This is a genomic window from Streptosporangium sp. NPDC001681, from assembly GCF_040298085.1.
Taxonomy (GTDB): Bacteria; Actinomycetota; Actinomycetes; order Streptosporangiales; family Streptosporangiaceae; genus Streptosporangium.
The window spans coordinates 16047-39524 of sequence record NZ_JBEOZN010000067.1 but is presented as its reverse complement, the minus strand read 5'-3'; the positions used below and the strand labels follow the sequence as shown (position 1 = coordinate 39524).

Sequence of the window (23478 nt, the reverse complement as noted above, 5' to 3'; positions counted from 1 at the left end):
CGTGCCGACCGTCGGGCGCTCAGGGGGAACCGTCCGGGGAGGGACCGTTTGCCGGCGGATAAGTAAATCCTTCCGGTGCAGGGTTCCACAGTGGGCGGCGTCATGTACAACACTTGGGATTGGCCATATTTAGGGGGATTTGGCATTCTTTGAGGGCTTCTCGAAGAAACCTCTTCGAGTAGCCGACAAGGAGCGGTGAGTGACCCGATGAACTCGGTGGGATTCGACCTCGATCTGACGCTTGCCGACACCCGCGCGGGCATCGCCGCCGTTTACGACGAGGTGGCGTTGCGCACCGGCTTCTTCATCGACAGCGGCGCCGTGCTGGCCAGGCTGGGGCCGCCGCTGGAGTGGGAACTGGCCAACTGGATGCCCGCCGCCGAGGTCCCCGCGGCGGCCGACGTCTACCGGCGGCTTTACCCGTCGATCGCGGTCCCGGTCACCACCCTCATGCCCGGTGCGCGCGAGGCGGTCGACGCGGTACGGCGGGCCGGGGGCAGGGTCACCGTGGTGACGGGGAAGAACGCCCGCGACGCGGCGCACACCGTCGAGTTCCTCGGCCTGGAAGTGGACGAGCTCGTCGGATCGGTCTTCGGGGCGGCCAAGGGGCCCGCGCTCGCGACTTTCGGCGCCGCCGCCTATGTTGGAGATCATGTCGCGGACATCGAGGCGGCGCGAGCGGGAGGAGCCGTCAGCGTGGCGGTGGCAACGGGCGTCTATCCGGCGGTGGAACTGCGTGATCACGGAGCAGATGTGATCCTGGGCGATCTGACCGAGTTCGCCGAATGGTTCGACGGCTGGCGAACTCCCACGGCTCTTGTGTAATTCGGGCCCCAATACACGGTCGCTCTCGGCGCCCGCTGGGCATAACCTACATCCATTCCTTTTCACGACAGTCTGAACGAGGTCACCCCTGTGCCGAGTGGCAAGGTCAAGTGGTACGACGCCGACAAGGGTTTCGGTTTCCTCACCCGCGACGACGGCGGTGAGGTCTTCGTGCATTCTTCCGCGCTGCCCTCCGGCGTGGACTCCCTCAAGCCGGGCCAGAAGGTCGAGTTCGGTGTGGCCGAGGGGCGCCGCGGCCAGCAGGCGCTCTCGGTTCGAGTGATCGACCAGCCCCCCACGCTCGCCAAGACCGCCAAGCCCAAGGGCAAGCGCAAGAAGCCCGACGAGATGGTCGTCATCGTGGAAGACCTGATCAAGCTCCTGGACACGGTCTCCATGTCGTACCAGAAGGGCAAACACCCCGAGGCCACGCACGCGAAGAAGATCGCTGCCGTGCTCCGGGCGGTGGCCGACGACCTGGACGACTGACAGCCCGCCGACCGCCCGCCCCCCGCGTGCCCCGGCTCAGCCGTGGGGGGTGGTCAGCGGTCTGGTCCGCTTCTCCGTGGGGGCGTTCTCAGGCCGCACGACCACTGTGGCCGTCCCCGCGGCCCGCGGCCTGACCCACTCGGCGGACACCCCGTCCCGTGCGAACCGCTCTGTACCTTCGGTGGGACGAGGCGTGCCCGGACCCCGGGCGGCCTTGACCCTGGCGTCCACCTCCCGGACCCGCCTGCGGCGACGGACCAGCAGCCAGCCGAGCGAGCCCGCCAGCACCACGGTCATCAGGGCCAGCCCGGCCGATCCGCCGGCGAACAGCGAGAGCAGCAGCCCGATCAGGCCGCCCAGCACCCAGGAGATCTGCAGAAAGGCCTCCACCACGCCGAACGTGGACGAGCGCACCTCCTCGCCGATCTCCCGTTGCACGATCGCGTCCAGCGCGAGCTTGCCCAGGCCCTGGGCGAAGGCGGCCACCAGCGCGACCGCCACCGCGCTCCACAGCTGGAAGACGACCGCGGCCAGCACCGTGATCGTGGTCGTCACCGCGAGCGTGGCCAGCACGATGACCTGCGGGGAGTGGTTGCGCACCCAGGAGGCCACGGCCGTGCCCGCCAGCCCGCCGGCACCGGCGGCCACGGCCAGCACACCGATGGCGACCGTCGGCGGAAGGCCGGGCAGGTTCCTGTCCTGCACGAGGAAGAGCAGGTAGAAGAGGAGGAACCCGGAGTAGAGGCGGATGGCCACGTTGGCCCACATCGCCTCGGCCACCACCGGGCCCACGTTCAGCATCGTGCGCCAGCGGTGCGGCCGCTCCTCGCCGCTCTCGTCCAGCTCCTCCAGGTCGGGGGAGTCGACGTGGCGCGGGAGCCGTACGGCCAGCACACCCTGGAGCAGGAAGAGCACCGTCGCCCCGCGCAGCACCCACTCGGCGCCGAGCCAGGCGCTGACGCCCGCGCCGACCGGTACCGCGACGCCGGCCGTGACCAGTGCGAACAGGGCGACCCTCGCGTTGGCTGTGACCAGCGCGATGTCTGCGGGCAGCACGCTCGGCATGATCGCCGCGCGGGAGACGTTGTACGCCTTCGACAGCACCAGCACGGCCAGCGCCGCCGGGAAGATCGTGAACACGTCGCCGGGGACGATCGCCGCCGCCATCGCGAAGCAGAGCAGCCCGCGGCCGAAGAGGGTGCCGGCCATCACGAAGCGCCGCCCCGAGCGAAACCGGTCGAGGACCGGGCCGACGAAGGGCGCGACCACCACGAACGGAATCATCGTGATCAGCAGGTAGAGAGCGACCTGGCCGCGGGCCTCGTTCACCGGGAGCTTGAAGAGCGTCCCGGCCAGGGCCGCGGTGACCAGGGCGTCACCCGCGCTGTGCGCGGCGGTCAGCTCGATCAGCTGGCCCAGCCCGGTGCGGCCCGCGCCCTGGGCGTGGGTCAGCCGTCGCGCGGCCCTGCCCACTCGCTGGGTACCGTTGACCGCGCCCAGGGCCGCCCGCGTCGTCGCCCGGCCCGTGCCCCGGCCGGCGCGCGCGCCCGCTCGGCCTGCGGCGGCGGCCGACCTGCCGACCTGTCGAGAGGCGTCACTCACCGTCTTGCGAACCCGCTCCCACCCAGCTGCCACGTATCCAGTCATACCCGAAGGGTGGGGGAGTTGTCCGGTGCGCCTGGTCACTCCCCGGGCTAACGGGAGTCCGCGGTGCCGTTCGCTCCGGTCATGGGTGAGAATGAACTGTGAGCGCAGTGAGCGAGCGAGCCAGTAGGGACAGCAGCCGTCGTGCTGCGGGGCTGACGGGAGACGACTCGTGAGCCGGACTCGATCCCGCGCCGTGGTCCTTGACCAGGCGTGTGTCGCGGCCGTCGACCTGGCCCGTGCCGCGGTCGAGGAGAACGTCAGGCCGGGCGATGTGGGCGAGCACCTCGGGGTCGAGGGCGAGGGCGACCGTGTCGTCACCCACTACTTCGCATGTCTCGACCGCGCCTACCGCGGCTGGCGCTGGGCCGTCACCGTCGCCCGCGCCTCGCGGGCACGCAACGTGACGGTCAGCGAGGTCGTGCTCCTGCCGGGGGCGGGCGCGCTGATGCCGCCGCAGTGGGTGCCCTGGAGCGATCGTCTCCGCCCGGGGGACCTCGGCGTGGGCGACCTGCTGCCCACCTCGGAGGACGACGACCGGCTCGCGCCCGGCTTCACCGAGACCGGTGACGACTCCGACCAGCAGATGATCTTCGAGTACGGCCTCGGCCGGGCCCGGGTGCTCTCTCCGATCGGCCGCGACCGAGCCGTGCGGCGCTGGCACTCCGGCGAGTCGGGGCCGCACACCCCGCTCGCGCACGCCGCCCCCGCCCAGTGCTCCACCTGCGGTTTCTACTGGCCGCTCGCGGGTGCGCTGCGTACCGGCTTCGGCGTCTGCGCGAACGAGTACGCCCCCGACGACGGGCGGGTGGTCGCCGCCGACCACGGCTGCGGCGCGCACTCCGAGGCCGCGGTGCTGCCGCACCAGGTCGAGCCGACCGCGCCGATCCTCGACGATCTCTCGCTCTCGTACGACACCGCCGAGGACGTCCCGGAACCCGACCTGACCGGGTCGGTGGACGATACGGCCTCCGAGCCGCTCGGTCACTCCTGACCCGGCGCCGCCGGGTCTGTTCCGCCCCGCAGCCGCCCCCGCCGCCCATCCCAGCGGTCCGCCCGGCCGCCGCCGTTCGGGCGCGGTTCCCGTGGTGTCCCGGCCGGGGTGCCTGGCCGCGTGGGCCCCGACCTTTGGAAGATCGCCTTGACTGACATCTTCGGCACCGAACGACTGCGCTCCACCGTCCTGGCCGCCTGGAAGGCGTCGCCCGCGCGTTTCCGCGAGGACGCCAACGCGGAGGAGGACTTCGCGCTCGGCGGCTACCGTGACCGGCTGATCGTCGAGCTCGCCCAGAACGCCGCGGACGCCGCGCTCCGCGCCGGGGTGCCGGGAAGGCTACGTCTCTCGCTGCGCGAGGGTGTGCTGTCGGCGGCCAACATCGGCGCTCCCATCGACGCCCACGGGATCGAGGCGCTGTCCACGCTGCGCGTCTCCGCCAAGCGCGGCGACGCCCACGCGGCCGGCCGGTTCGGCGTCGGGTTCGCGGCCGTGGTGTCGGTCTGCGACGAACCGGTGATCGGCTCGCTCGGCTCAGGGGTCGTCCGCTGGTCCCGCGACCAGACCGCCGCCCTGGTGGCCGCCGAGCCCGAGCTGGCCAAGGAGCTCGCCGAGCGCGGTGGGCACGTCCCGCTGCTGCGCCTGCCCTTCCCCGCCGGCCCGGTCGAGATCCCCGCCGGGTTCGACACGCTCGTGCGGCTGCCGCTCCGGGACAGGGCGGCCGAGGACGCGGTCAGAGCGATGTTGCGGGAGACCAGCCCGGCTCTGCTGCTGGGCCTGCCCGCTCTGGAGGTGATCGAGGTCGACCTGGACGGGGAGACGAGGATTGTCACCGCGGAGGGCTGGAAGGTCGTCTCGGCCTCCGGGCGGTTCACCCCCGAGCAGATGGCCGAGCTCTTCGCCGACCGCCCGACCGAGGAGCGCTCCCGGCCGCACTGGCTGGTCCGCTGGGCCGTACCCGTGAGCGAGGCGACCGGGGAGCCCCGGCCGCTGCCCGCGCCGGTGCCGCCCGTGGTGCACGCGCCCACGCCGAGTGACGAGCCGCTTGACCTGCCCGCGCTGTTGATCGCCTCGTTCCCGATGGCCACCGACCGGCGGCACGTCGCACCGGGTCCGCTGGCCGACTTCCTGGTCGAGCGCGCCGCGGACACCTACCTGGAACTGCTCACCGGCCTGCCGCGGACGCCCCGGCTCCTCGACCTCGTCCCCGGCCTGATGGGCAAGGGCGAGCTTGACGCGAGCATCCGCCGGGCGATCCTGCGCAGGCTCCCGGACGCCCCGCTGCTCCCCGCGCTCTCGCTGCCGGCCGACCAGGGTTCCGAGGCCGGAGCCTCGCCCCTGCTTCCCGACGACCTCGCGGAGAGCGCCGGCGCGGCCTGGGCTCCGCCCGCGGTCGGCGCGGACCTGGTCATCTCGGGGCGGCAGGCGTCCGTGGTCACGGCCACGGCCGAGCTGCTGGAGAGGGTCGCTCCGATGATCGGCGGGCTGCTGCCCGCGGGGTGGCCGTCACGGCATCCGGCGATCAACGCGCTCGGCGTCAGGCGGGTGCAGCTCTCCGACATCGTGGACATGCTCTCCGGCGACGCCGTCAAGGACAGGGATCCGGCCTGGTGGCGGTCGCTGTACGAGGTGCTGCCCGCCGACGACCCGGAGGCACTCGGCGCGCTGCCGGTGCCGCTCGCCGACGGCCGCCTGGTCAGGGGGCCGCGCGGCACGCTGCTGCTGACCGACGGCTCCGCGCTGGATCCGGCGGTCCTCGCCCCGCTCGGGCTGCGCGTGGTGCACCCGGATGCGGCCCACCCCCTCCTGCTCAGGCTCGGCGCGGGTGAGGCGACTCCCCGCACGGTCCTGGAGGATCCGCTGACCCGCTCCGCCGTCTCGGAGTCGCTGGAAAGCCCCGACCCGGAACCGGTGGCCCAGGCGGTGCTCGCGCTGGTCGACGCTGCGGGGCTGACCGCGGGCGACGCGCCCTGGCTGGCCGAGCTGGCGTTGCGCGGCGCCGACGGTGAGCTGTACCCGGCGGGCGAACTGCTCCTCGCCGACGGGGCGCTGGCCGGGCTGCTCGACGCGGAGACGCACTTCGGCACCGCCGCGCCCGAGCTGGTCGAGCGGTACGGCCGGAGGGTACTCGCCGCGGTCGGGGTGCTCGACGGCTTCGCCGTGGTCAACGATCACGACGTGATGATCGACCCGGACGAGTGCGACCACGACCTCGACCGCGAGGACGAGTGGCTGGAGACGGTCCTCGACCTGCTGCCCGAGATGAACGTGCCGCCGGTCGCCCGGGAGTTCTCCGCGGTCCGGGACCTGGAGTACGTCGCCGACTGGCCCGCCGCCCTCGCCCTGCTGTCCCGCCCGCCGCTCCGCTCGGTACTGCACCCGCTGCGGATCCTGGTGTCGGGGGAGATCGTGGAGGTCCCGTCCTACACCGCGTGGTGGCTCTCCACGCACCCGGTGCTCGGCGGCAGGCGCCCCACGCAGCTGCGGCTCCCGGCGGGTGACCCGCTGCTGTTCGGCCTGTACGGGGACGCCCCGGCGGATGTCGACGAGGCCGCGCTGGCGATGATCGGCGTCCGGAGCACGCTGGCCGACCTGCTCGCCTCCCACGGAGGTCCGGACGAGCTGCTCGATCTGCTGGGCGACCCCTCCGTGGAGGTCGACCGGGCGCAGCTCCGCTCCCTGTGGGTGGCCCTCGCCGCCGTCGACCCCGCCCGCGTCGCGCCCCCGCGCGCCGTCCGCGCGGTCCTGGGTGACGAGATCGTCGTCGTCGACGCCGCTGACGGCCGGCCGGTGTCCGCCGACGCCGGTTCGGGGAACGAGGGCGCGGGCGAGCCGGTCGTGGTCGAGGCGCCCGACCTGCTGCCGCTCGTCGCGGGACGGCCGTTGATCCTGGCCCCGTTCGACCTGGCGGAGGCGCTCTCCGAGCTGCTCGACCTGCCGCTGGCCGGTGAGGAGGCGGCCGGGGAGGTGACGTCCTCGGGCGAGGTCCGCGACGTCCCGCCCGCTGTACGGTCGCTGCTGCCGACCGCGCCCGCGAGCTACGTGGCGCACGAGCGGCTGCTGGTGGACGGTGTCCCCGCGGCCTGGCGGTTCTTCGAGGGCACGGTGCACGCCTCGGATGTGGAGGGGCTGGCGCGCGGGCTCGCCTGGGCGTCCGGCCAGTGGGGCGACCGGCTCGCGGTGGCGGCGCTGCTGCGCGATCCCGCGGCGGTGCCGCTGCTGCTCGCCGAGGCCGACCTGGACAGCTGGACCGCCTCGACCTAGGGGCTCGACGTAGGGCCCGGCCTGGACGATATCGTCTCGGGCGCGCGCCGGGTGACACGTCCGCCGAGCTTCGTCAGGTCACGCTCGCACCGGTTCCGGGCACGCTGCCGGAATCGGCGCGGGCGTGGCCGGCACGGGGACCGGCCGAGCGGCTCAGAAGGTCGCCGTGGTGGGCTCGATCGGACCCTCGGACGGGGGCGGGAGGCGGCTGTCGCGGCGGCGTACGAACCAGAGGCCGAAAAGGCCGCCACAGATGCCCGACACGCACATCCAGATCCACCAGCGGTGCTCGGGGTCCGGCTGCACGACCAGGAGGACGACCAGGGCGACGGCCCACAGACCCGTACCCGTGAGGATCGTGAGCGTGTCGTTGGTCTTCAACGGCTGCAGATCCGGGCGTCGTGGCTGGTTCACGTGCTCCAGACTAGGCGACGGTGTCTCACTGTTCGCAAAACGGATTACGTGAAGGCGCGAATCCATCTCGAAACCATCACCATCGGCAACCGGGTCTTCCCGAAAGAGGCACTCGCTGTCACTCTGCGTGAGTGAAAGATAGTAAAACCTCCCAAATAAGTGGACTTGACCGTTTCTTCCACATCTCCGACCGGGGCTCCTCCGTGGGTCGGGAGGTGCGTGGTGGGTTCGCCACGTTCTTCACGATGGCCTACATCGTCGTGCTCAACCCTCTGATCATCGCTACCGTCCCGGACGTCGAGGGCCAGTTCATCGGCGACGGAAGTGTGCCCAACGTCCCGCTCGTCGCGGCCGGTACCGCCTTTGTGGCGGGAGTGCTCAGCATCCTGATGGGGGTCATCGGCAAGGTCCCCTTCGCGATGGCCGCGGGCCTCGGCCTGAACGCCTTCGTCACCTTCGGCATCGCCTCGCAGATGTCCTGGGAGTCGGCGATGGGCCTGGTGTTCCTGGAGGGCGTGATCATCGGGATCCTGGTGCTGACCGGGTTCCGCACCGCCGTGTTCAACGCCATCCCACCCCAGCTCAAGACCGCGATCAGCGTCGGCATCGGCCTGTTCATCGCCCTGATCGGTTTCGTGGACTCGGGCTTCGTCCGCCGGGTGGCCGCGGGACCGCCCCTGGAACTCGGCATCGCGGGTTCGCTGGCCAGCTGGCCGATCTTCGTCTTCGTGGTCGGCCTGCTGCTGATGGTGGTGCTGGTGGCGCGTAAGACGAAGGGCGCCATCCTGATCGGCATCGTCGCCACGACGGTTCTCGCGATCATCGTCCAGGCCGTCACCAAGGTCGGCGCCGCGACGGTGCCGGGCCAGGACCCCAACCCGGCGGGCTGGCAGCTCGTCGTTCCGGAAATGCCCAAGGAGATCTTCGGGTTCCACAACCCGCTGGTGCTGTTCGCGGAGTTCGACCCGATCGGCGCCTTCGGCTCGGTCTCGGTCATCGTGGCCCTGCTGCTCATCTTCACCCTGCTGATCACCGACTTCTTCGACACCATGGGCACGATCGTGGGCGTCGGCAGCCAGGCCGGGTTGGTCAAGGAGGACGGCACCCTGCCCAGGACCCGGGAGATCCTCCTCGTCGACTCGATCGGCGCGGCGGCCGGAGGCGCGGCCTCCGTCTCCTCCAACACGACCTACATCGAGTCGGCCGCGGGTGTCGGCGAGGGCGCGCGCACCGGCCTCGCCAGCGTCGTCACCGGTGCCCTGTTCCTGCTGGCGATCTTCTTCTCACCGCTCGTCGCCGTCGTCCCCTACGAGGCCGCCGCCCCCGCCCTGGTCGTGGTCGGCTTCCTGATGATGACTTCGATCCGGGAGATCGACTTCACCGACTACGAGATCGCCATCCCGGCGTTCCTCACGATCGTCCTGATGCCGTTCACGTACTCGATCGCCACCGGTATCGGCGCGGGCTTCGTCACCTTCGTGCTGATCAAGCTGATCAAGGGCAAGGCCCGCGAACTGCACGCGCTGATGTGGATCGTCGCGGCGCTGTTCGCCGTCTACTTCGCCCTCGGCCCGATCAAGGCCCTGCTCAACCTGGGCTGAGAATCGGCGCGGAAGCCGTCACGGTGCTCGACCCATGTCGGTCGCCGTGGCGGCTTTCGCGTGTCAAGGGCGACTGCTTCACGCCAAGATTGGCGAGCCCTGGCCGTCCGGCGCGCCGTACGGCTCGCGTCGAGAAGTAAACCCCTGGAGGGAATCACGTGCAGTCGTATATAGTTAGCAAAGGTAATGACTTATGATAACGAATCATCCCAGGAAGGACCACGTCGCGATCCTGCGAAGCGACGCCGGTCTGGCTTCGGCCCTGCGCGTGTCTCTGGCACGACTGAACAGGCGCCTGCGCAGGCAGGCCGCGGTGCACTCGCTGACGCCCACCCAGCTCGCGACCCTCGCCGCCGTGGAACGGCATTCCGGGATAACCCCCGGAGAATTGGCCGATCTAGAGAAGGTGCAACCGCCCTCGATGACCCGCGTGATCGCCGTGCTGGTCGAGCGGGGGCTGGTGTCGCGTACACCGCACCCGACCGACCGGCGCCAGGTGACCGTGAGCGTGACCGACCAGGGTTCGGCACTGCTGAAGGAGGAGCGCCGTCTCAAGGAGGCGTGGCTGACGCGGCAGCTGAAGGAGCTGACACCCGAGGAGAGGGCGACGCTCAGGCAGGCGGCCCCGATACTGGAGAAGCTCAGCCGGATCTAGCCGACCCCGAGGAACCCGGGGCCCCGGCGGTCCCGAGTGACGCCGGGGCGTCCGCCGTGCCAGGCGGAAAGTCCAGGAGAAGGCTCGGACTGCGGGCGCGGATGCGGCGGCGGGCCGCGAGGGCCGCCACCGTGAACGAGCTCCAGGCCACCGAGAGCGGATCGGCCCAGGCCGTGCCCGAGACGCGGGACGGGATGTTCCGGTCGCTCCGCGTCTACAACTACCGGCTGTTCGCGGCCGGAGGCGTGGTCTCCAACGTCGGCACCTGGATGCAGCGCACCGCGCAGGACTGGCTGGTGCTCGACCTGACGAAGGGCAGCGCCGCCGCGCTGGGCCTGACCGTCGCGCTGCAGTTCCTGCCGCTGTTGCTGTTCGGCCTCTGGGGCGGCATGCTCGCCGACCGCTATCCCAAGCGGTCGCTGCTGATCGTCTGCCAGTCGCTGATGGGCCTGCTCGCGCTCACCATGGGTGTGCTCACCGTGACCGGCTCGGCCCAGGTCTGGCAGGTGTACGTGATGGCCTTCATGCTCGGCCTCATCGCCTGTGTCGAGATACCGACCCGGCAGGCGTTCGTCGTCGAGATGGTAGGCCGCAAGGACCTGTCCAACGCGATCGCGCTGAACGCGTCGAGCTTCAACCTGGCCCGCGTGGTCGGCCCGGCCGTCGCCGGTGTCCTGATCCACGCGCTGGGGGGCACCGGCCCGATCTTTCTGATCAATTTCGTGTCGTTCGCCGCGGTGCTCAGCGGGCTGCTGCTGATGCGCACCTCCCAGCTGACCACCCCGGAACCGGTGCCCAGGGGGAAGGGCCAGCTCCGCGAGGGGCTGCGCTACGTGATGGAGCGCTCCGAGCTGCTCATGCCGATACTGCTGATCGCCTTCGTCTCGATGTTCACGCAGTCGTTCTCGATGTCGATAGCGCTGATGGCGCGCGAGGTCTTCGGGGCCGGGGCCTCCTCGTTCGGGCTCGCCTCCAGCATGTTCGCGGTCGGAGCGCTGGCGGGTGCCCTCGTGGCGGCGCGGCGGGTCAAGCCGAGCAGGCGCCTGCTGGTCGGCGGCGCCGTCGCGTTCGGCCTGTTCCAGATCGCCAGCGGCCTGGCACCCTGGTATCCGCTCTACCTGATCCTGCTCGTGCCCACCGGCGTCGCGCTGATCTCGATAAACACCGCGGCCAACGCCAGCGTGCAGCTGGCCACCTCGCCGGAGATGCGCGGCCGGGTGATGGGGATCTACGTGCTCGTGTTCACCGGGGGAGCCCCCCTCGGCGCGCCGCTGCTCGGCTGGATCTCCGAGCTGGGCGGGGTGCGTACCGGAGTCGTGATCGGCGGGGTGCTCACCCTGATCGGCGCCGCTGCGGCGACAATGCTGACAAGGCTGATCAGCAGGAGGTCGCATGCGGCTGTTCGTGGGATTACCGCCGCCGGCGCCGGCGCGTGATGAGCTCGTCCGCGCCCTCGAACCTCACCTGGTGCGATGGCCGGGGCTGCGCTGGCTGGACGCGGAGAACTGGCACGTGACGCTGGCGTTCCTGGGGGAGGTGCCCGACCGGGTGCTGCCCGAGCTGCGGACGCGCCTCGCCAGGGCGGCCGCGCGGCACGCTCCGATGACGCTGTCCTTCGCCGGCGCCGGCGCGTTTCCCTCGGCGGGCAGGGCGCGGGTCTTCTGGACCGGGCTGCGCGGTGATCTCCCCCGGCTGGGCCGCCTGGCCGATTCCGTGGCGGCCGGGGCGCGCCGCGCCGGAGCCGGACAGGCGGAGCACCGGAGGTTCGCACCGCATCTGAGCCTGGCCAGATGCCGCCCCGAGACGGACATCGGTCCCCTGGTCGAGGCGTTCGGGCCGTTCTCCGGCACCGAGTGGGAACTGGAGACGGTGCACCTGATACGGAGCAACCTCGGAGCCAGGGTCCGCTACGAAACGGTTGAGGAATGGGACCTGGCGGCACGGGCACCTCGTGGGCAGGGCTAGGCTCCAGGGCGTGGATCGTCCCCGTCGCTGGCTGCTGCCCACGGTGCTCGTGCTTCTCGTGCTCCTCGTGGTGATCGGCGCACTCGTGTCCTAGGCCCCGTGTCCCTTGGATCTGCAGGCGGGGCCTCGTCGGTCACCGCGCCTCACGAGAGGCCCGCTGACCGAGCCTGGCCACGGCGAGATCCGCGGGACAGGGGCTCTGGCCGCCCACCGGCGGCTTGCCCGGCGACCTCGCGGGGGTCACCGTTCGGGCACCGCCTACCAGGCGTACTCCTCCGGCGCCGTCTTGAAGCCGGGGAAGATCTCGTCCAGGCGGGTCAGGGCCTTCTCGTCCAGCGCGATCTCCAGCGCCTTGGTGGTGCCGTCGAGCTGGTCGAGCGTGCGCGGCCCGATGATCGGCGCGGTGACGACCTGCTGGTGGAGCAGCCAGGCCAGCGCGAGGTTGGCCGGGTCCACACCGAGCTCGTCCGCGAACGCCTCGTAGCGCTCGATCTTGTCGCGGTGCTTCTCCAACTGGGCGGTGATCTGCTCCGAGGCCGACCGGCCCTTGTCGATCTTCTTGAGGATGCCGCCGAGCAGGCCGCCCGCGAGCGGGCTCCACGGGATCAGACCCAGGCCGTAGTCCTCGGCCGCCGGGATGACCTCAAGCTCGGGGGCGCGGACGATCAGGTTGTAGTGGGACTGCTCGGAGACCAGGCCGAGAGTGTTGCGCCGCCGCGCGCTCTCCTGGGCCTTGGCGATGTGCCAGCCCGCGAAGTTGGACGACCCCACGTACAGGATCTTGCCCTGCTGCTTGAGGATGTCCATGGCCTCCCAGAACTCCTCGAACGGGGTGTTCCGGTCGATGTGGTGTGCCTGGTAGAGATCGATGTAGTCGGTCTGCATCCGCTTCAGCGACGCGTCGGCGGCGCGCCGGATGTTGAGCGCGGACAGGCGACCCTCATTGGGCCAGTCGCCCATGTCACCGTAGAGCTTCGTGGCGATCACCGTCTTCTCGCGGCGCTCGCCTCCCTTGGCGAACCATCGGCCGATGATCTTCTCGGTGATGCCCTCGCCCTTCTTCCAGCCGTACACGTTGGCCGTGTCGAAGAAGTTGATCCCCAGCTCATGGGCGTGGTCCATGATCGCGAAGGAGTCTTCCTCCGAGGTCAAGGGGCCGAAGTTCATCGTGCCCAGGCAGAGGCGGCTGACCTTCAGGCCGGTACGGCCAAGCTGCGTGTATTCCATGCGCCCCACACTAAATACCTGGAGTGCACTCCAGGCGAGAGGAATTAGCGGGGAAATCCGTGTCGGCCGGCCCCGTCGCGTCTGTGCTGCCCGCCGGTCCCGCCGGGGCATGATGGCTGGATGCTGAGTAAGCCGGGGGAAGTCTTGGTTCGCGCGTTCGCGGTGGTCGGCCTGACCGCGGCCATGGCCTTCACGGGGCAGAGCGCATCGGTGGGCGACGGGCGGGCGGCATGGGCCGACGCGGGTCAGGGCGCGGGGCAGGGGGTGCGGGCGGACGGTGAGGAGCGGATGCTCTTTCGCTTCAAGGACAGCCGGATCAGCGAGTCGAGCGGGCTGGCGGTCTCGCCGACCCACGAGGACGTCTACTACACGCACAACGACAGCGGCGCCGGGCCGGTCTTCTACGCGGTCGGTCCCAACGGTCAGACCCGCGCGACCTTCACCCTGCGGGGGGCGGAGGCCCGCGACTGGGAGGGCATGGCCGCCTCCATCGACCAGAAGACCGGCCGGGGGGTGCTCTGGTTCGCGGACATCGGCGACAACTTCGACGGGGCCTGGCCCGACATCTCGGTATACAAGGTCGCGGAGCCCACGGTGCTGAGCGACGCCGTCGTCCCCGCCGTGCGCTACCGCTTCCGCTACGAGGACGGCGGGCACAACGCGGAGGGCGTCATGGTGAACCCCCGCACCGGGCGCCTCTACATCGTGACCAAGCAGTTCGCCGGCGCCGTCTACGAGGCACCGAAACGGCTGCGCACCGACAGGGTCAACGTGCTCCGCAAGGTCGGCCCGGCGCCCATCATGGCCACCGACGCCGCCTACGCCCCCGACGGGTCGAGCTTCGTGATCCGGACCTACTTCTCCGCCACGGTCTACCGTGCTCCCGGCGAACAGATCACCCGGGTGACGATGCCGCAGCTGGAGCAGGCCGAGTCGATCACCTACACGCGTGACGGCAGGTACCTGCTGACCGGTAGCGAGGGGAAGCGCAGCCCGGTCTACCAGGTGCCGCTGCCCGAGGAGGTTCTCCGTGAGGCGGCTCCGGAACCCACGACCGCCCTGCGGCGGGCGGCTCCCACACCGGCTCCCACGCCGGATCCCGAACTGCCCTCCACGCCGGTCGCCGGGGCGAAGGCCGAACAGGACGACACCGGTGAGGACGCGGGGGTGCCGACCTCGGCCGTGCTTCTCTGGCTGGCCATCGCCGCGGGCGCCACGGGCACCATCACCCTGATCGCCCGTAACACCCGCTGAGAGATGGCCGGGTCTTCCCGGAACGCTCACCGCCCGGCCCCGTGCGAGCCCGGCCGCCATGGCCGCCGGAAGATACTCAGGCCCGGTTGAGTAGCACAGCGCAGGCGAAGCGCAAGTCCTGGCCGCCATCCTTTGGCCATGCGTGACGAGATCCCGGTACCCACCTCCCACCGCTCCCCGCCGCGGGTGAGCTGCCCGGAGTGCGCCGCACCTCTCACCGGGACGTATGAGCGCTGCCCGAGCTGCGCGCTGCCCCTGCGGGGGCCGGTGGCGGCCGAGCTGTGGCAGCTCGACGGCGCCCTCGCCGGGCTGCGCACCCGCGAGGCGGAGCTTCTGCTACGCCGGGACCACCTCCTCGGCCTGCTGGGCGAGGAGCGGACCCGTCTGGTCGGTGGTGGCCCGCCGATACGGCAGACGTCCCAGGCGACCAGGGAACCGGCCCCGGGCGAACCCTCACGTCCCGCCCCGCTCGCGTCCCTCTCCGGGCCGCCGGGGGGTGGGGGTGGGGCCGGTCTCCCCGAGCGGCCGGGAGCGGCACCCGGGCCGGGGAGGGACCTCTCGCCCCGGGCGGTGCAGAGTCTGCTGCTCGGCGCCGGCGGGCTGCTGCTGGTCGTCGCCGCCGTCGTGTTCACGGTGGTCAGCTGGGGAAGCATGGGCCTCGGCGGACGGGCCGCGGTCCTCGCCGCGGTCACCGGGCTGACCTTCGCCGCGCCGGTGCTCCTGGTGAGGCGCGGGCTCGTCGCCACCGCCGAGACCATCGCGTTGTTCGGCGTCGCGTTGCTCTTCCTTGACGGCTACGCGGCCTGGCGGACAGGGCTGGCCGGTGCCGACGGCCTCGCGGGACCCCACTACGCCGCTCTCCTGTTCGCCCTGGTCGCGCTCGCCATGGCGGGGTATTCGCGGCTCCTCCCGCTGAGAACGCCGCTGCCCGTCGCGGTCGTCCTCGCCCAGTTCCCGCTCTTGTTGCCGGCCTTCTACGAGACGGCGTCGTGGATCGCCCCCGTCGCCCTCGCGGTGACGGCCGCCGCCGACGCCGCCTTCCTGGTCCGTCGCGCCGCCCGCAGCGGGGAGCGGGAGACGTCCGGCGACCTCGCACGGAAGGTGCCTGGGCGCGTTCCGGCCGGTAGGCGCGGGTTGCGGACGACGGTCGCGGCCTGCTTCGGCATGGTGTGGGGCCTGGGGGTCTGCCACGGGCTCCTGGGCTCCTTCCTGCAACTGCTGAGCCCCTTGCCCGTCGGCGGGGCCGCGGCCTCCTCGGTCAGGGGAGTCCTGCTGGTCGTGCTGGCCGTGATGGGGCTGGCGGTCGCGCGGGGAGTGCGGGACACGGGCTGTCTCGCGGTCGTCACCGCCGTCTCGGCGCTCGCGCTGGCGGCGGGCCTGGCCGCGCCCGTCTGGCCGATGCTGCCGCACACCTGGTGGGTCGTCCCGTACACCGTGGCGGCGTTGGTCACGGTGGCGGTCATGCTGTACGCGCCCGGCCTGGGCGAGCCGAGGGTCCGCTCGGTCGGTGCGGCCTCCGCCGGGGTGCTGGCGGCGCTCACCGCCCTCCCCTTCGCGGCCGCGGTGGGCTTCACCCTTTTCGCGCCGTTTCATCGGTTTGGCGATGTTTGGTCGGGATCTCCCGCTTTTGCTGAGGCCCGGTTGATCGCGCCGTTCCCGCAGTTCCCGGTCGTGTCCGGACTGCTGGCCGTCGCCTCCATCTCGGCGGCCCTTCGGGGACGGGCAGCCATGGGGTTCGCCGCGCTCGCCACCGGGACGCTCGCGGTGGCCGTCGCCCCCGTCGCCTTCGGCTGGGGGCACGCGGCGGACCTCACGGTCCTGCTGGCGCTGGCCGTCGCGCTCGTGGTCGGTACGGCCCTGGCAGGGCGACTGCGGTGGGCGGGGGCCCTCGCGGTCGCGGCCGGTACGGTGTCCGCGGTGGCGCTGGCCACCGCGCTCGCCGATCGGACCTCCACGTACGCGGCGCTCGCGGTCCTGCTCGCGGCCTGGGGTGCGGCGGCGTTCACGGCCAGGCTGCGGGAGGCCGGGGCGCTCTCGCTGGTCGTGGGCGCGCTGGCGGCGCCCGGCCTGGTCTGGGCGGTCTGCGCGGGGACCAGGTGGCTCCCCGCCGGTGACGCCCTGTCCCTGTCCCTGGCGGCCGGCGCGGTGCTCGCGGCCCTGCTCGTCTTCCGCCGCCCGATGGTGGGAGAGAGCCGAGCGGCCTTTAGCGCGCCGGAGACGGGGAAGGACCGGCGGGACGGTGATCTCCGCTGGGCCGCCGGGCTGGTGTTGAGCGCCGTGCTGGCCGTGTTCGCGGTCCTCTCCGCGCATACCGCCGTCGCCGCGACGCTCGCCTTCCACCGCCCCCTCGTACGCCCGTGGACGGCCTTGGACGGTCCGGCGGGCCGCTACCCGTTGCTCGCGGTGGTGATCGTCCTCGTCGCCGTGGCGGCGGTGCTGATCTCCTGGCAGGTCGCGCGGTGGCGGGGCGCGCTCAGGGCGGCGGTGCTCGCCTGGCCCGCGGTGCTGGTGGCCCTTCCGGTGTCGGTCGCCCTGCCGTACGGCGTGGAGGTGGGGTTGTTCGTCGCGGGTGTCGTCCCGCCGGCGTGGGTTGTGGCGCGCGGCGGTGCGGGTCGGGCGTTCGGCGGGGTGGCGGCGCTGTGGGCCGCCTTCGTCGCGATCTCCTGGGCTCTGATGAGCGAGCCCGCCACCCTGATCGTCCTGCCGGTCGTGGCGGCGGTCGCCGTGGCGGTCGCGCTCGGAGAGCGGGCGACGCCGGTCGCAGCCGGACCGGGTGGTCAGGGGACGCCGGTCGCGGCCGGGTCCGGGGGCAGGGGGACGCCGGTGGCTCCTGTCGCGGCCGGGCTGGCGACGCTGCTGGCGGGAGGGGAGGCGCTGGCGGGAGGGCTCGCGCTGGACCGGCCGGTCGCGCACGCGGTGTTCGGCCTGCTCGCCGTGGCCTGCGTGGCGGCAGCCCTGGCCGCCCGGTTCAGGAGGGCGAGGTTCGCGGCGGGGGTGGAGGCGGCGGGGTACGCCCTCGCGGCGGCGGGCCTGTCGCTCGCCTTGGGCGGTCTGCCGTCGGGGAGCTCGCTCGCCTCGGACGGCCTGCCGTCGGTGAGCCTGGCCTGCGCCATGGCGGGTGTGCTGCTGACCGGGACGGCACTGCGGCCCGACCGGCGGTGGGCCGGATACGCGGGGACGGGGTTTCTGCTGCTGGCCTCCTGGCTGCGGCTGCTCGCCTCCGACGTCAGCGTGGTCGAGGCGTACACGGTGCCGTTCTCGCTGGTGCTGCTGGTGTTCGGCTGGTGGCGGGCGAGAGGCGGGAAGGTGTCGTCCTGGATCGCCTACGGTTCCGCGCTCGCCTCCAGCCTGGTGCCGAGCGCGCTCGCGCTGCTCGCCGGTTCTGGCTGGCTCCGGCCGCTGCTGCTCGGAGCGGTCTCGCTGGCCATGCTGCTGGCCGGTGCCCGGTTCCGGCTCCAGGCCCCGGCGGTGCTCGGCGGGCTGGCCCTGGCCGTCGTCGCCCTGCACGAGCTGGCGCCGTGGCTCGTGGAGGTGGCCGTGCTGGTGCCCCGGTGGGTGCCGATGGCGCTGGGTGGGCTGCTGCTCGTCTCCGTCGGCGCGACCTACGAGGCGCGCCTGCGGGACGTGCGGCGCCTGCGGGCCGCGGTCGGCCGGATGCGCTGACCGCTCCGGGCCCGCGAATCCCGGCCGCGCCGGTCGGCGGCGGCCTTCCCGGAGCCCGGACGCGGTGATCCCGAGGTATGGTCCCGCCGGTCTCCCCGGAGCCGGGACACGGCGCTTCTTTCCGGGCTCAGCCGGGAGAGCGCGGGGTGCGGCCGGTCGCCTGGACGAGGGAGGTCGCCACGTCGGCGTCGATGGGAAACCAGGCGTGCAGCCCGGTTATCTGCAGAAGACGTTCCAGGACGTCCGACACCTCCGCCAGCCGCAACCAGCCGCCCGCCTCCGAGGTCATGCGCACGCCGCTGAGAAGCACCCGCAGCCCGGTGGAGTCGCAGAAAGTGATCTTCTGGGCGTCGACGACGATCCGGGGGCGGTATTCGGAGACCAGCCGCTCGATGGTCTCCCTGAGTAGCTCGCTGGAGTTACGGTCGATATCGCCCGCGACGCTGATCACGGTGCAGCCGGCACGCTCGTGGTGGTCGACGCCGATGGAGAGTTCTCTGCTCATCGCCTCGCATTTCCACCCGGTGAAGCTGTCGGTTTCGGCTGTCGTCCGACCTGATCAAGGTATACCCCGCCGGACCGCCGGGGTGGGCGACGGGCGGGAGACATGTGCGTAACGGCTACGAGGACCATCGCTCGTCTCCCGTGCCGCCGACCGGTCCGGAACGTGACCCCATGCCGAAGATGAATGACCGCATCCAGATTTATTGCCCTGACATATTCGGGTATTCCTCAACCGTCCCGGATGGATTTCCGGCAATAGGCAATGATGGTTAAGAACCAGAGGGGTTATCCCTTCTCTTCCAGTGAGGATTGCCGCTAACTTTCGAAGATGCGCGTTCTGGTAACCGGGGCATCAGGTTTCGTCGGCTCGCATGCGGTCGCCGCGCTTCTCGCCGACGGGCACGAGCCGCTTCTTCTCATACGCAATCCAGAGAGAACGCGCGAAGTGCTGGCCGGTGTCGGGGTGACGGATCCGGTTCCCCTGCACAGGGCCGATATCCGCGACACGGCGGCCGTGCGGGACGGGCTCGAACAGTGTGACGCGGTCATTCACGCCGCCGCGGAAATCGGGGTCATCGGCCGTGTCGGCGACCTGGCCGGTACGAATGTGACCGGAGCGAAGAACGTCCTCGGGCAGGCCGTCGAACTCGGTCTCGACCCGGTCGTGCACATCTCGAGCATCGGCGTCTTCGTGCCCCCGACCGGCCCGGTGATCACGACCGAGAGTCCGCTTTCCACGCCGAGGAACGAGTACGGCAGAAGCAAGATCTCCGCCGAGCACTACGCCAGGCGGCTCCAGGAACAGGGGATGCCGGTCACGATCGTCTACCCGGCGGCGGTCGCCGGACCGTGCCAGCCCGCGCTGGACGCGCTGATGGACGGGCTGCGCGCGGGGCTGGAACAGGGATGGCCGATCACCGCCGGCGGCGTCGGCGTCGTCGACGTACGGGATCTGGCTCTCATACTCGCCCGCTGCCTCGAACCGGGGCGGGGACCTCGCCGGTTCATGCTGGGCGGGCACTACCTCACCTGGGCGCAGCTCGCCGACGTCTGCGACGAGGTGACCGGGAACCGCTGCCGGAGGTTCCGGGTCCACCGCTCGGTGCTGCGCGGCGCGGCGGCCGTGGTCGACGCGATGAAACTGATCAAGGAGATCGACTACCCGCTGACCAGGGACGCCGTCGAGATGATGGTCACGATGGTCCGCGCGTACGACACCCCGACCCTTGAGGCGCTCGGCGTGGGGCTGCGGCCGGTCCAGGAGACCGTCACCGACTCGCTGCGCTGGCTGGCGCAGGAAGGGCATCTCGGTCTGGACAAGGTCGGCAGGCTGGCGGGTAGTGTCACGCGGTAACGCGATCCCTCCAGCGCGACAGGGGTGGCGGCGGTGACCACCTCACAGTCAGGAGTCGACGATGGACGTCGGGTTGGCCGTGGCCGGTTCGTGGGTGGGCGTCGGCGATGGGTGCCGGGGTCGAGGTGTGGGCGGGGGACGGCGATGAACGTCGGGTTGGCCGTGGCCGGTTTGTGGGTGGGTGTCGGCGATGGGTATCGGGGTCGAGGTGTGGGTGGGGGGTGGCGATGAACGTCGGGGTCGTCGGTGCGGGGATCGTCGGTCTGGCCGTGGCCAGGGAGGTGGCGCTGACCCGCGGGGCCAGAGTGACGGTGCTGGACAAGGAGGACCGCGTCGGAGCCCACCAGACCGGGCACAACAGCGGCGTCGTCCACGCCGGGATCTACTACCGGCCCGGCTCGCTCAAGGCCACGCTCTGCCGTGAGGGCGTGGCACTGCTGCGGCAGTACTGCGCCGAGCACCGTATCCCCTACGACGAGGTCGGCAAGCTCGTCGTCGCCTCGACCTCGGCCGAGCGGCCCGAGCTGCGGCGGATCGCCGAGCGGGCCCGCGCGAACGGGGTTCCCGGCATCGCCGAGCTGGACGCGCTGGCCCTGCGGGAGGTCGAGCCGCACACCGTCGGCACGGGTGCCGTGCACTCCCCGCGCACCGCGATCGCCGACTTCCCCGCCGTCGCCAGGCGTCTGGCCGCGGATGTGGAGGAGAACGGCGGATCGGTGCTGCTCTCACATCCGGTGCGCGCGGTACGGGAGACCGCGAGTGGGGTGAAGGTCCTGGCGGGGGAGCGGACGCTGAGCTTCGACCGGCTGATCGTCTGTGCCGGGCTCGGTACCGACACCGTCGCACGGATGGTCAAGGCCGCCGGGGACGTGCGGATCGTCCCTTTCCGCGGTGAGTACTACGCGCTGGCCGGCGCGGCGAAGGACCTGGTCCGAGGGCTCGTCTACCCGGTTCCCGACCCCCGCTACCCGTTCCTCGGCGTGCACCTGACCCGCAGGATCGACGGTGAGGTGCTGGTCGGCCCCAACGCGGTCATGGCGTTGGCGCTGGAGGGCTACTCCTGGCGGGACGTCGACCTGGCGGAGCTGGGCCGGATTCTGGCCTGGCGTGGCACCCGGCGGCTGGCCGCCCGGCACTGGCGGACCGGGATCAGGGAGGTGACCGGTTCGATGGGCAGGAGGTCGTTCCTGAAGGCCGCGCGCCGCTACGTCCCGGCCCTGACCGCCGCCGACCTGGTCAGGACCACCGGCGGCGTTCGCGCACAGGCCGTGGACGCCTCCGGCGGCATGCTGGACGACTTCGCGATCGACGTGCACGGCCGCGTCGCCCTCGTGCGCAACGCCCCCTCACCGGCGGCAACCTCCAGTCTGGCCATTGCCAGACATATTGTGGGGTTAGCCTCTGTGTTGACCAGTTAACTGCTTTCTCATGTGGGCCGGTGAAAATAGACCAGTGACCGACTCACCCGAGGCACGTCTGCTGATCGTCGAGGACGAGCCGAACATCCTTGAGCTTCTGGCCGCGAGCCTGAGGTTCGCCGGGTTCGGCGTCAACACGGCGGGCAACGGCACGGACGCCGTCGCCGCCGTCCAGCGGCACCGGCCCGATCTCATCGTGCTTGACGTGATGCTCCCGGACATGGACGGCTTCGACGTCGTACGGCGTCTGCGCGGTGGTGGCAGCGACACCCCCGTGGTCTTCCTCACCGCGCGCGACGCCACCGAGGACAAGATCCGGGGGCTGACCCTGGGCGGGGACGACTACGTGACCAAGCCGTTCAGCCTGGAGGAGGTCGTGGCCCGGATCAGGGCGGTGCTGCGCCGTACCGGCTCCGGCGACCTCGCCCCCCGCCAGCCCCGGCTCAACTTCGCGGACGTCGAGCTCGACGAGGAGAGCCACGAGGTGTGGCGCAAGGGCAAGGCGGTGGCACTGTCACCCACGGAGTTCAAACTGCTCCGCTACTTCATGGCGAACGCGGGGCGGGTGCTGTCCAAGGCCCAGATTCTCGACCACGTGTGGGACTACGACTTCCGGGGCGATGTCGGGATCGTGGAGTCCTACGTCTCTGTGCTCCGTCGCAAGATCGACAACACGGACCCGCGGCTGATCCACACGCTGCGCGGCGTCGGATACGTGTTGCGCCTGCCGCCGACGCCGTGATGCTCAACGCGACCCCGCTGCGGGTGAAGCTGATCGCCGTCATCCTGGCCCTGCTGACGATCGCGCTCACCCTCATCGGGATCGGCAGTGTCTCGATCATGCGTGGTTACCTGATCGACCGCGTCGACACCCAGATCGACATGATGGTCGACACCGCGCTGCGCCGGATGAACCGGGGAGTCATACCGATCGGCAAGCCGCTGTCGCCCGACGCGAGGTTGGAGCTCCGCGGCTCCAGCGGCAGGACCTTCGACGTCTACAGCGGCGCCGACGTGGAGGGCAAGCCGGGGCCGTCGGTGCCTCAGGGCCAGGACAACCGGCCGTTCGACAGCGGCGACTGGCGAGCTCGCGCGGTCCCGTTGAACGGCGGTGGAAATCTCGTCGCCGCCGTTGACATGGCCGAGGTCCGGCAGATCGTCGGCCAGCTGGCGCTGGTGGAACTTCTCGGCGGTGGCGGTCTGATGCTGATGCTCGCCGGGGCCGGGATTTTGATCATCCGCAGGAGCCTGCGCCCGCTGGAGGAGATCGAGCGCACCGCCGAGGCCATCGCCGCCGGAGACCTGAGCCGCCGGGTCCCCGATGCCGACCCGCGCACCGAGGTGGGCCGCCTCGGCCGGTCGCTCAACGGCATGCTCGCCCAGATCGAGACCGCCTTTCGGGCCCGTTCGGAGTCGGAGTCCTCGGCTCGCAGGTCGGAGGAGCGCATGCGGAGGTTCGTGGCGGACGCCTCGCACGAGCTCCGCACGCCGCTGACCTCGATCCGGGGGTTCGCCGAGTTCTACCGGCAGGGGCCGGGAATCGACGCCGCGCCGCTGATGCGCCGGGTCGAGTCCGAGGCGGTCAGGATGGGCCTGCTCGTCGACGACCTGCTGATGCTCGCCCGGATGGACCAGCAACGGCCGCTGGTCATGCGCCCGGTCGACCTGCTCGCCATCGCCGCCGACGCCGTCCACGACGCCCGCATCCTCGCCCCTGAGCGCGAGGTCACGCTCTCGGTGGACGGTTCCGCGCTCATCGTCTCCGGCGACGAGGTACGGCTCCGCCAGGTCGTGGGCAACCTCATGACCAACGCGCTCACCCACACTCCCGAGCGGACCCCCGTGCGGGTGGCGCTCTCCGCCGATGACGGGATGGCCGTCATCGAGGTCGCGGACGAGGGGCCCGGCCTCACCTCCGAGCAGCGCGAACGCGTCTTCGAGCGGTTCTACCGGGTCGACTCCGCCCGGGGGCGCCGCGCCCCCGAGGACGGCGGGAGCGGGCTCGGCCTGGCCATCGTGGCCGCGATGGTCGAGGCCCACGGCGGCAGCGTCGCCGTGGACTCGGAACTCGGCAAGGGCGCGACGTTCCGGGTGCTTCTTCCCCTCGCCCCCGAGTCCGACTGACCTCCCGTCCGGTACGACGCCGGTCCTGCCTGGTGTCGCCTGTCCGTTCGGGGTGGGGCCGGGGTGTGGCGGCCCCACCCCGG

The 23478-nt window shown here is 71.5% G+C and carries 18 protein-coding genes; 14 read left to right on the top strand and 4 right to left on the bottom strand.

The window, feature by feature from the left end:
• Positions 1-195 precede the first annotated feature (195 nt).
• Together ABT130_RS27555 and ABT130_RS27550 are read left to right on the top strand one after the other, a co-directional pair.
• The gene (locus tag ABT130_RS27555; RefSeq protein ID WP_350915639.1) at positions 196-825 is read left to right on the top strand and encodes an HAD family hydrolase; all 630 of its coding nucleotides are present in this window, start codon (positions 196-198) and stop codon (positions 823-825) included.
• A gap of 90 nt (positions 826-915) precedes the next feature.
• Positions 916-1314, top strand: coding sequence for a cold-shock protein (locus ABT130_RS27550; RefSeq protein ID WP_343982973.1), 399 nt, complete (start codon positions 916-918; stop codon positions 1312-1314).
• Between the two features lie 36 nt (positions 1315-1350).
• On the opposite strand, the gene ABT130_RS27545 is transcribed toward ABT130_RS27550, so the two are convergent.
• The gene (locus tag ABT130_RS27545) at positions 1351-2961 is read right to left on the bottom strand and encodes an MFS transporter (RefSeq protein WP_350959990.1); all 1611 of its coding nucleotides are present in this window, start codon (positions 2959-2961) and stop codon (positions 1351-1353) included.
• A gap of 169 nt (positions 2962-3130) precedes the next feature.
• Here ABT130_RS27545 and ABT130_RS27540 point away from each other — a divergent pair, with 169 nt between their 5' ends.
• The gene (locus ABT130_RS27540) at positions 3131-3952 is read left to right on the top strand and encodes a DUF3027 domain-containing protein (RefSeq protein WP_343980863.1); all 822 of its coding nucleotides are present in this window, start codon (positions 3131-3133) and stop codon (positions 3950-3952) included.
• A 147-nt stretch (positions 3953-4099) separates the two neighbouring features.
• Complete coding sequence (locus ABT130_RS27535) at positions 4100-7216, top strand: sacsin N-terminal ATP-binding-like domain-containing protein (RefSeq protein WP_350959987.1); 3117 nt, start codon at positions 4100-4102, stop codon at positions 7214-7216.
• Positions 7217-7369: 153 nt separating this feature from the next.
• Here the strand turns inward: ABT130_RS27535 and ABT130_RS27530 are convergent, their stop codons facing one another.
• Positions 7370-7630, bottom strand: a complete 261-nt coding sequence (locus ABT130_RS27530; protein WP_350915645.1) for a DUF2530 domain-containing protein — start codon at positions 7628-7630, stop codon at positions 7370-7372.
• A 131-nt stretch (positions 7631-7761) separates the two neighbouring features.
• Between ABT130_RS27530 and ABT130_RS27525 the strand changes: the two genes are divergently transcribed.
• From ABT130_RS27525 to thpR, 4 genes are all read left to right on the top strand, one after another.
• Positions 7762-9231 carry an NCS2 family permease gene (locus ABT130_RS27525; protein WP_350915646.1) on the top strand — a complete coding sequence of 490 codons (1470 nt, stop codon included), beginning with the start codon at positions 7762-7764 and terminating at the stop codon, positions 9229-9231.
• 193 nt (positions 9232-9424) lie between these two features.
• On the top strand, positions 9425-9886 hold the full coding sequence (locus ABT130_RS27520) for a MarR family winged helix-turn-helix transcriptional regulator (protein ID WP_350915648.1): 462 nt from the start codon (positions 9425-9427) through the stop codon (positions 9884-9886).
• Between the two features lie 131 nt (positions 9887-10017).
• Positions 10018-11322, top strand: coding sequence for an MFS transporter (locus ABT130_RS27515; protein ID WP_350915650.1), 1305 nt, complete (start codon positions 10018-10020; stop codon positions 11320-11322).
• A complete protein-coding gene (gene thpR / locus ABT130_RS27510; RefSeq protein WP_350959985.1) occupies positions 11279-11851 on the top strand; it encodes an RNA 2',3'-cyclic phosphodiesterase in 573 nt (190 codons plus the stop codon). Before ABT130_RS27515 ends, thpR begins: the two co-directional genes overlap by 44 nt.
• A gap of 258 nt (positions 11852-12109) precedes the next feature.
• Here thpR and ABT130_RS27505 read toward each other — a convergent pair whose 3' ends face one another.
• Positions 12110-13078 (bottom strand): aldo/keto reductase, encoded by a 969-nt coding sequence (locus ABT130_RS27505; protein WP_350915654.1) that lies wholly within the window; start codon positions 13076-13078, stop codon positions 12110-12112.
• 120 nt (positions 13079-13198) lie between these two features.
• Between ABT130_RS27505 and ABT130_RS27500 the strand changes: the two genes are divergently transcribed.
• Positions 13199-14332, top strand: coding sequence for a hypothetical protein (locus tag ABT130_RS27500; RefSeq protein ID WP_350959982.1), 1134 nt, complete (start codon positions 13199-13201; stop codon positions 14330-14332).
• Between the two features lie 138 nt (positions 14333-14470).
• A complete protein-coding gene (locus tag ABT130_RS27495; RefSeq protein ID WP_350959980.1) occupies positions 14471-17995 on the top strand; it encodes an SCO7613 C-terminal domain-containing membrane protein in 3525 nt (1174 codons plus the stop codon).
• Between the two features lie 127 nt (positions 17996-18122).
• Here the strand turns inward: ABT130_RS27495 and ABT130_RS27490 are convergent, their stop codons facing one another.
• On the bottom strand, positions 18123-18500 hold the full coding sequence (locus tag ABT130_RS27490) for an STAS domain-containing protein (protein ID WP_350959978.1): 378 nt from the start codon (positions 18498-18500) through the stop codon (positions 18123-18125).
• A gap of 327 nt (positions 18501-18827) precedes the next feature.
• Here ABT130_RS27490 and ABT130_RS27485 point away from each other — a divergent pair, with 327 nt between their 5' ends.
• The 4 genes from ABT130_RS27485 to ABT130_RS27470 all read left to right on the top strand — a co-directional run bounded on the left by ABT130_RS27485 (position 18828) and on the right by ABT130_RS27470 (position 23395).
• Entirely contained in the window at positions 18828-19853 is a 1026-nt protein-coding gene (locus ABT130_RS27485; RefSeq protein ID WP_350915660.1) for an NAD-dependent epimerase/dehydratase family protein, read from the top strand.
• Positions 19854-20080: 227 nt separating this feature from the next.
• Positions 20081-21271, top strand: a complete 1191-nt coding sequence (gene lhgD, locus ABT130_RS27480; protein ID WP_350959976.1) for an L-2-hydroxyglutarate dehydrogenase — start codon at positions 20081-20083, stop codon at positions 21269-21271.
• Between the two features lie 34 nt (positions 21272-21305).
• A complete protein-coding gene (locus ABT130_RS27475) occupies positions 21306-22013 on the top strand; it encodes a response regulator transcription factor (protein WP_350959974.1) in 708 nt (235 codons plus the stop codon).
• The gene (locus ABT130_RS27470) at positions 22013-23395 is read left to right on the top strand and encodes a sensor histidine kinase (RefSeq protein WP_350916149.1); all 1383 of its coding nucleotides are present in this window, start codon (positions 22013-22015) and stop codon (positions 23393-23395) included. Before ABT130_RS27475 ends, ABT130_RS27470 begins: the two co-directional genes overlap by 1 nt.
• Positions 23396-23478 lie beyond the last annotated feature (83 nt).

Excerpts from the sequence above, each read along its gene's own strand:
- ABT130_RS27490 (WP_350959978.1), bottom strand. The coding sequence starts at position 18,500 with ATGAGCAGAGAACTCTCCATCGGCGTCGACCACCACGAGCGTGCCGGC.
- thpR (WP_350959985.1), top strand. The coding sequence starts at position 11,279 with ATGCGGCTGTTCGTGGGATTACCGCCGCCGGCGCCGGCGCGTGATGAG.
- lhgD (WP_350959976.1), top strand. The coding sequence starts at position 20,081 with ATGAACGTCGGGGTCGTCGGTGCGGGGATCGTCGGTCTGGCCGTGGCC.
- ABT130_RS27500 (WP_350959982.1), top strand. The coding sequence starts at position 13,199 with ATGCTGAGTAAGCCGGGGGAAGTCTTGGTTCGCGCGTTCGCGGTGGTC.
- ABT130_RS27545 (WP_350959990.1), bottom strand. The coding sequence starts at position 2,961 with ATGACTGGATACGTGGCAGCTGGGTGGGAGCGGGTTCGCAAGACGGTG.
- ABT130_RS27520 (WP_350915648.1), top strand. The coding sequence starts at position 9,425 with ATGATAACGAATCATCCCAGGAAGGACCACGTCGCGATCCTGCGAAGC.
- ABT130_RS27495 (WP_350959980.1), top strand. The coding sequence starts at position 14,471 with ATGCGTGACGAGATCCCGGTACCCACCTCCCACCGCTCCCCGCCGCGG.
- ABT130_RS27485 (WP_350915660.1), top strand. The coding sequence starts at position 18,828 with ATGCGCGTTCTGGTAACCGGGGCATCAGGTTTCGTCGGCTCGCATGCG.
- ABT130_RS27505 (WP_350915654.1), bottom strand. The coding sequence starts at position 13,078 with ATGGAATACACGCAGCTTGGCCGTACCGGCCTGAAGGTCAGCCGCCTC.
- ABT130_RS27470 (WP_350916149.1), top strand. The coding sequence starts at position 22,013 with ATGCTCAACGCGACCCCGCTGCGGGTGAAGCTGATCGCCGTCATCCTG.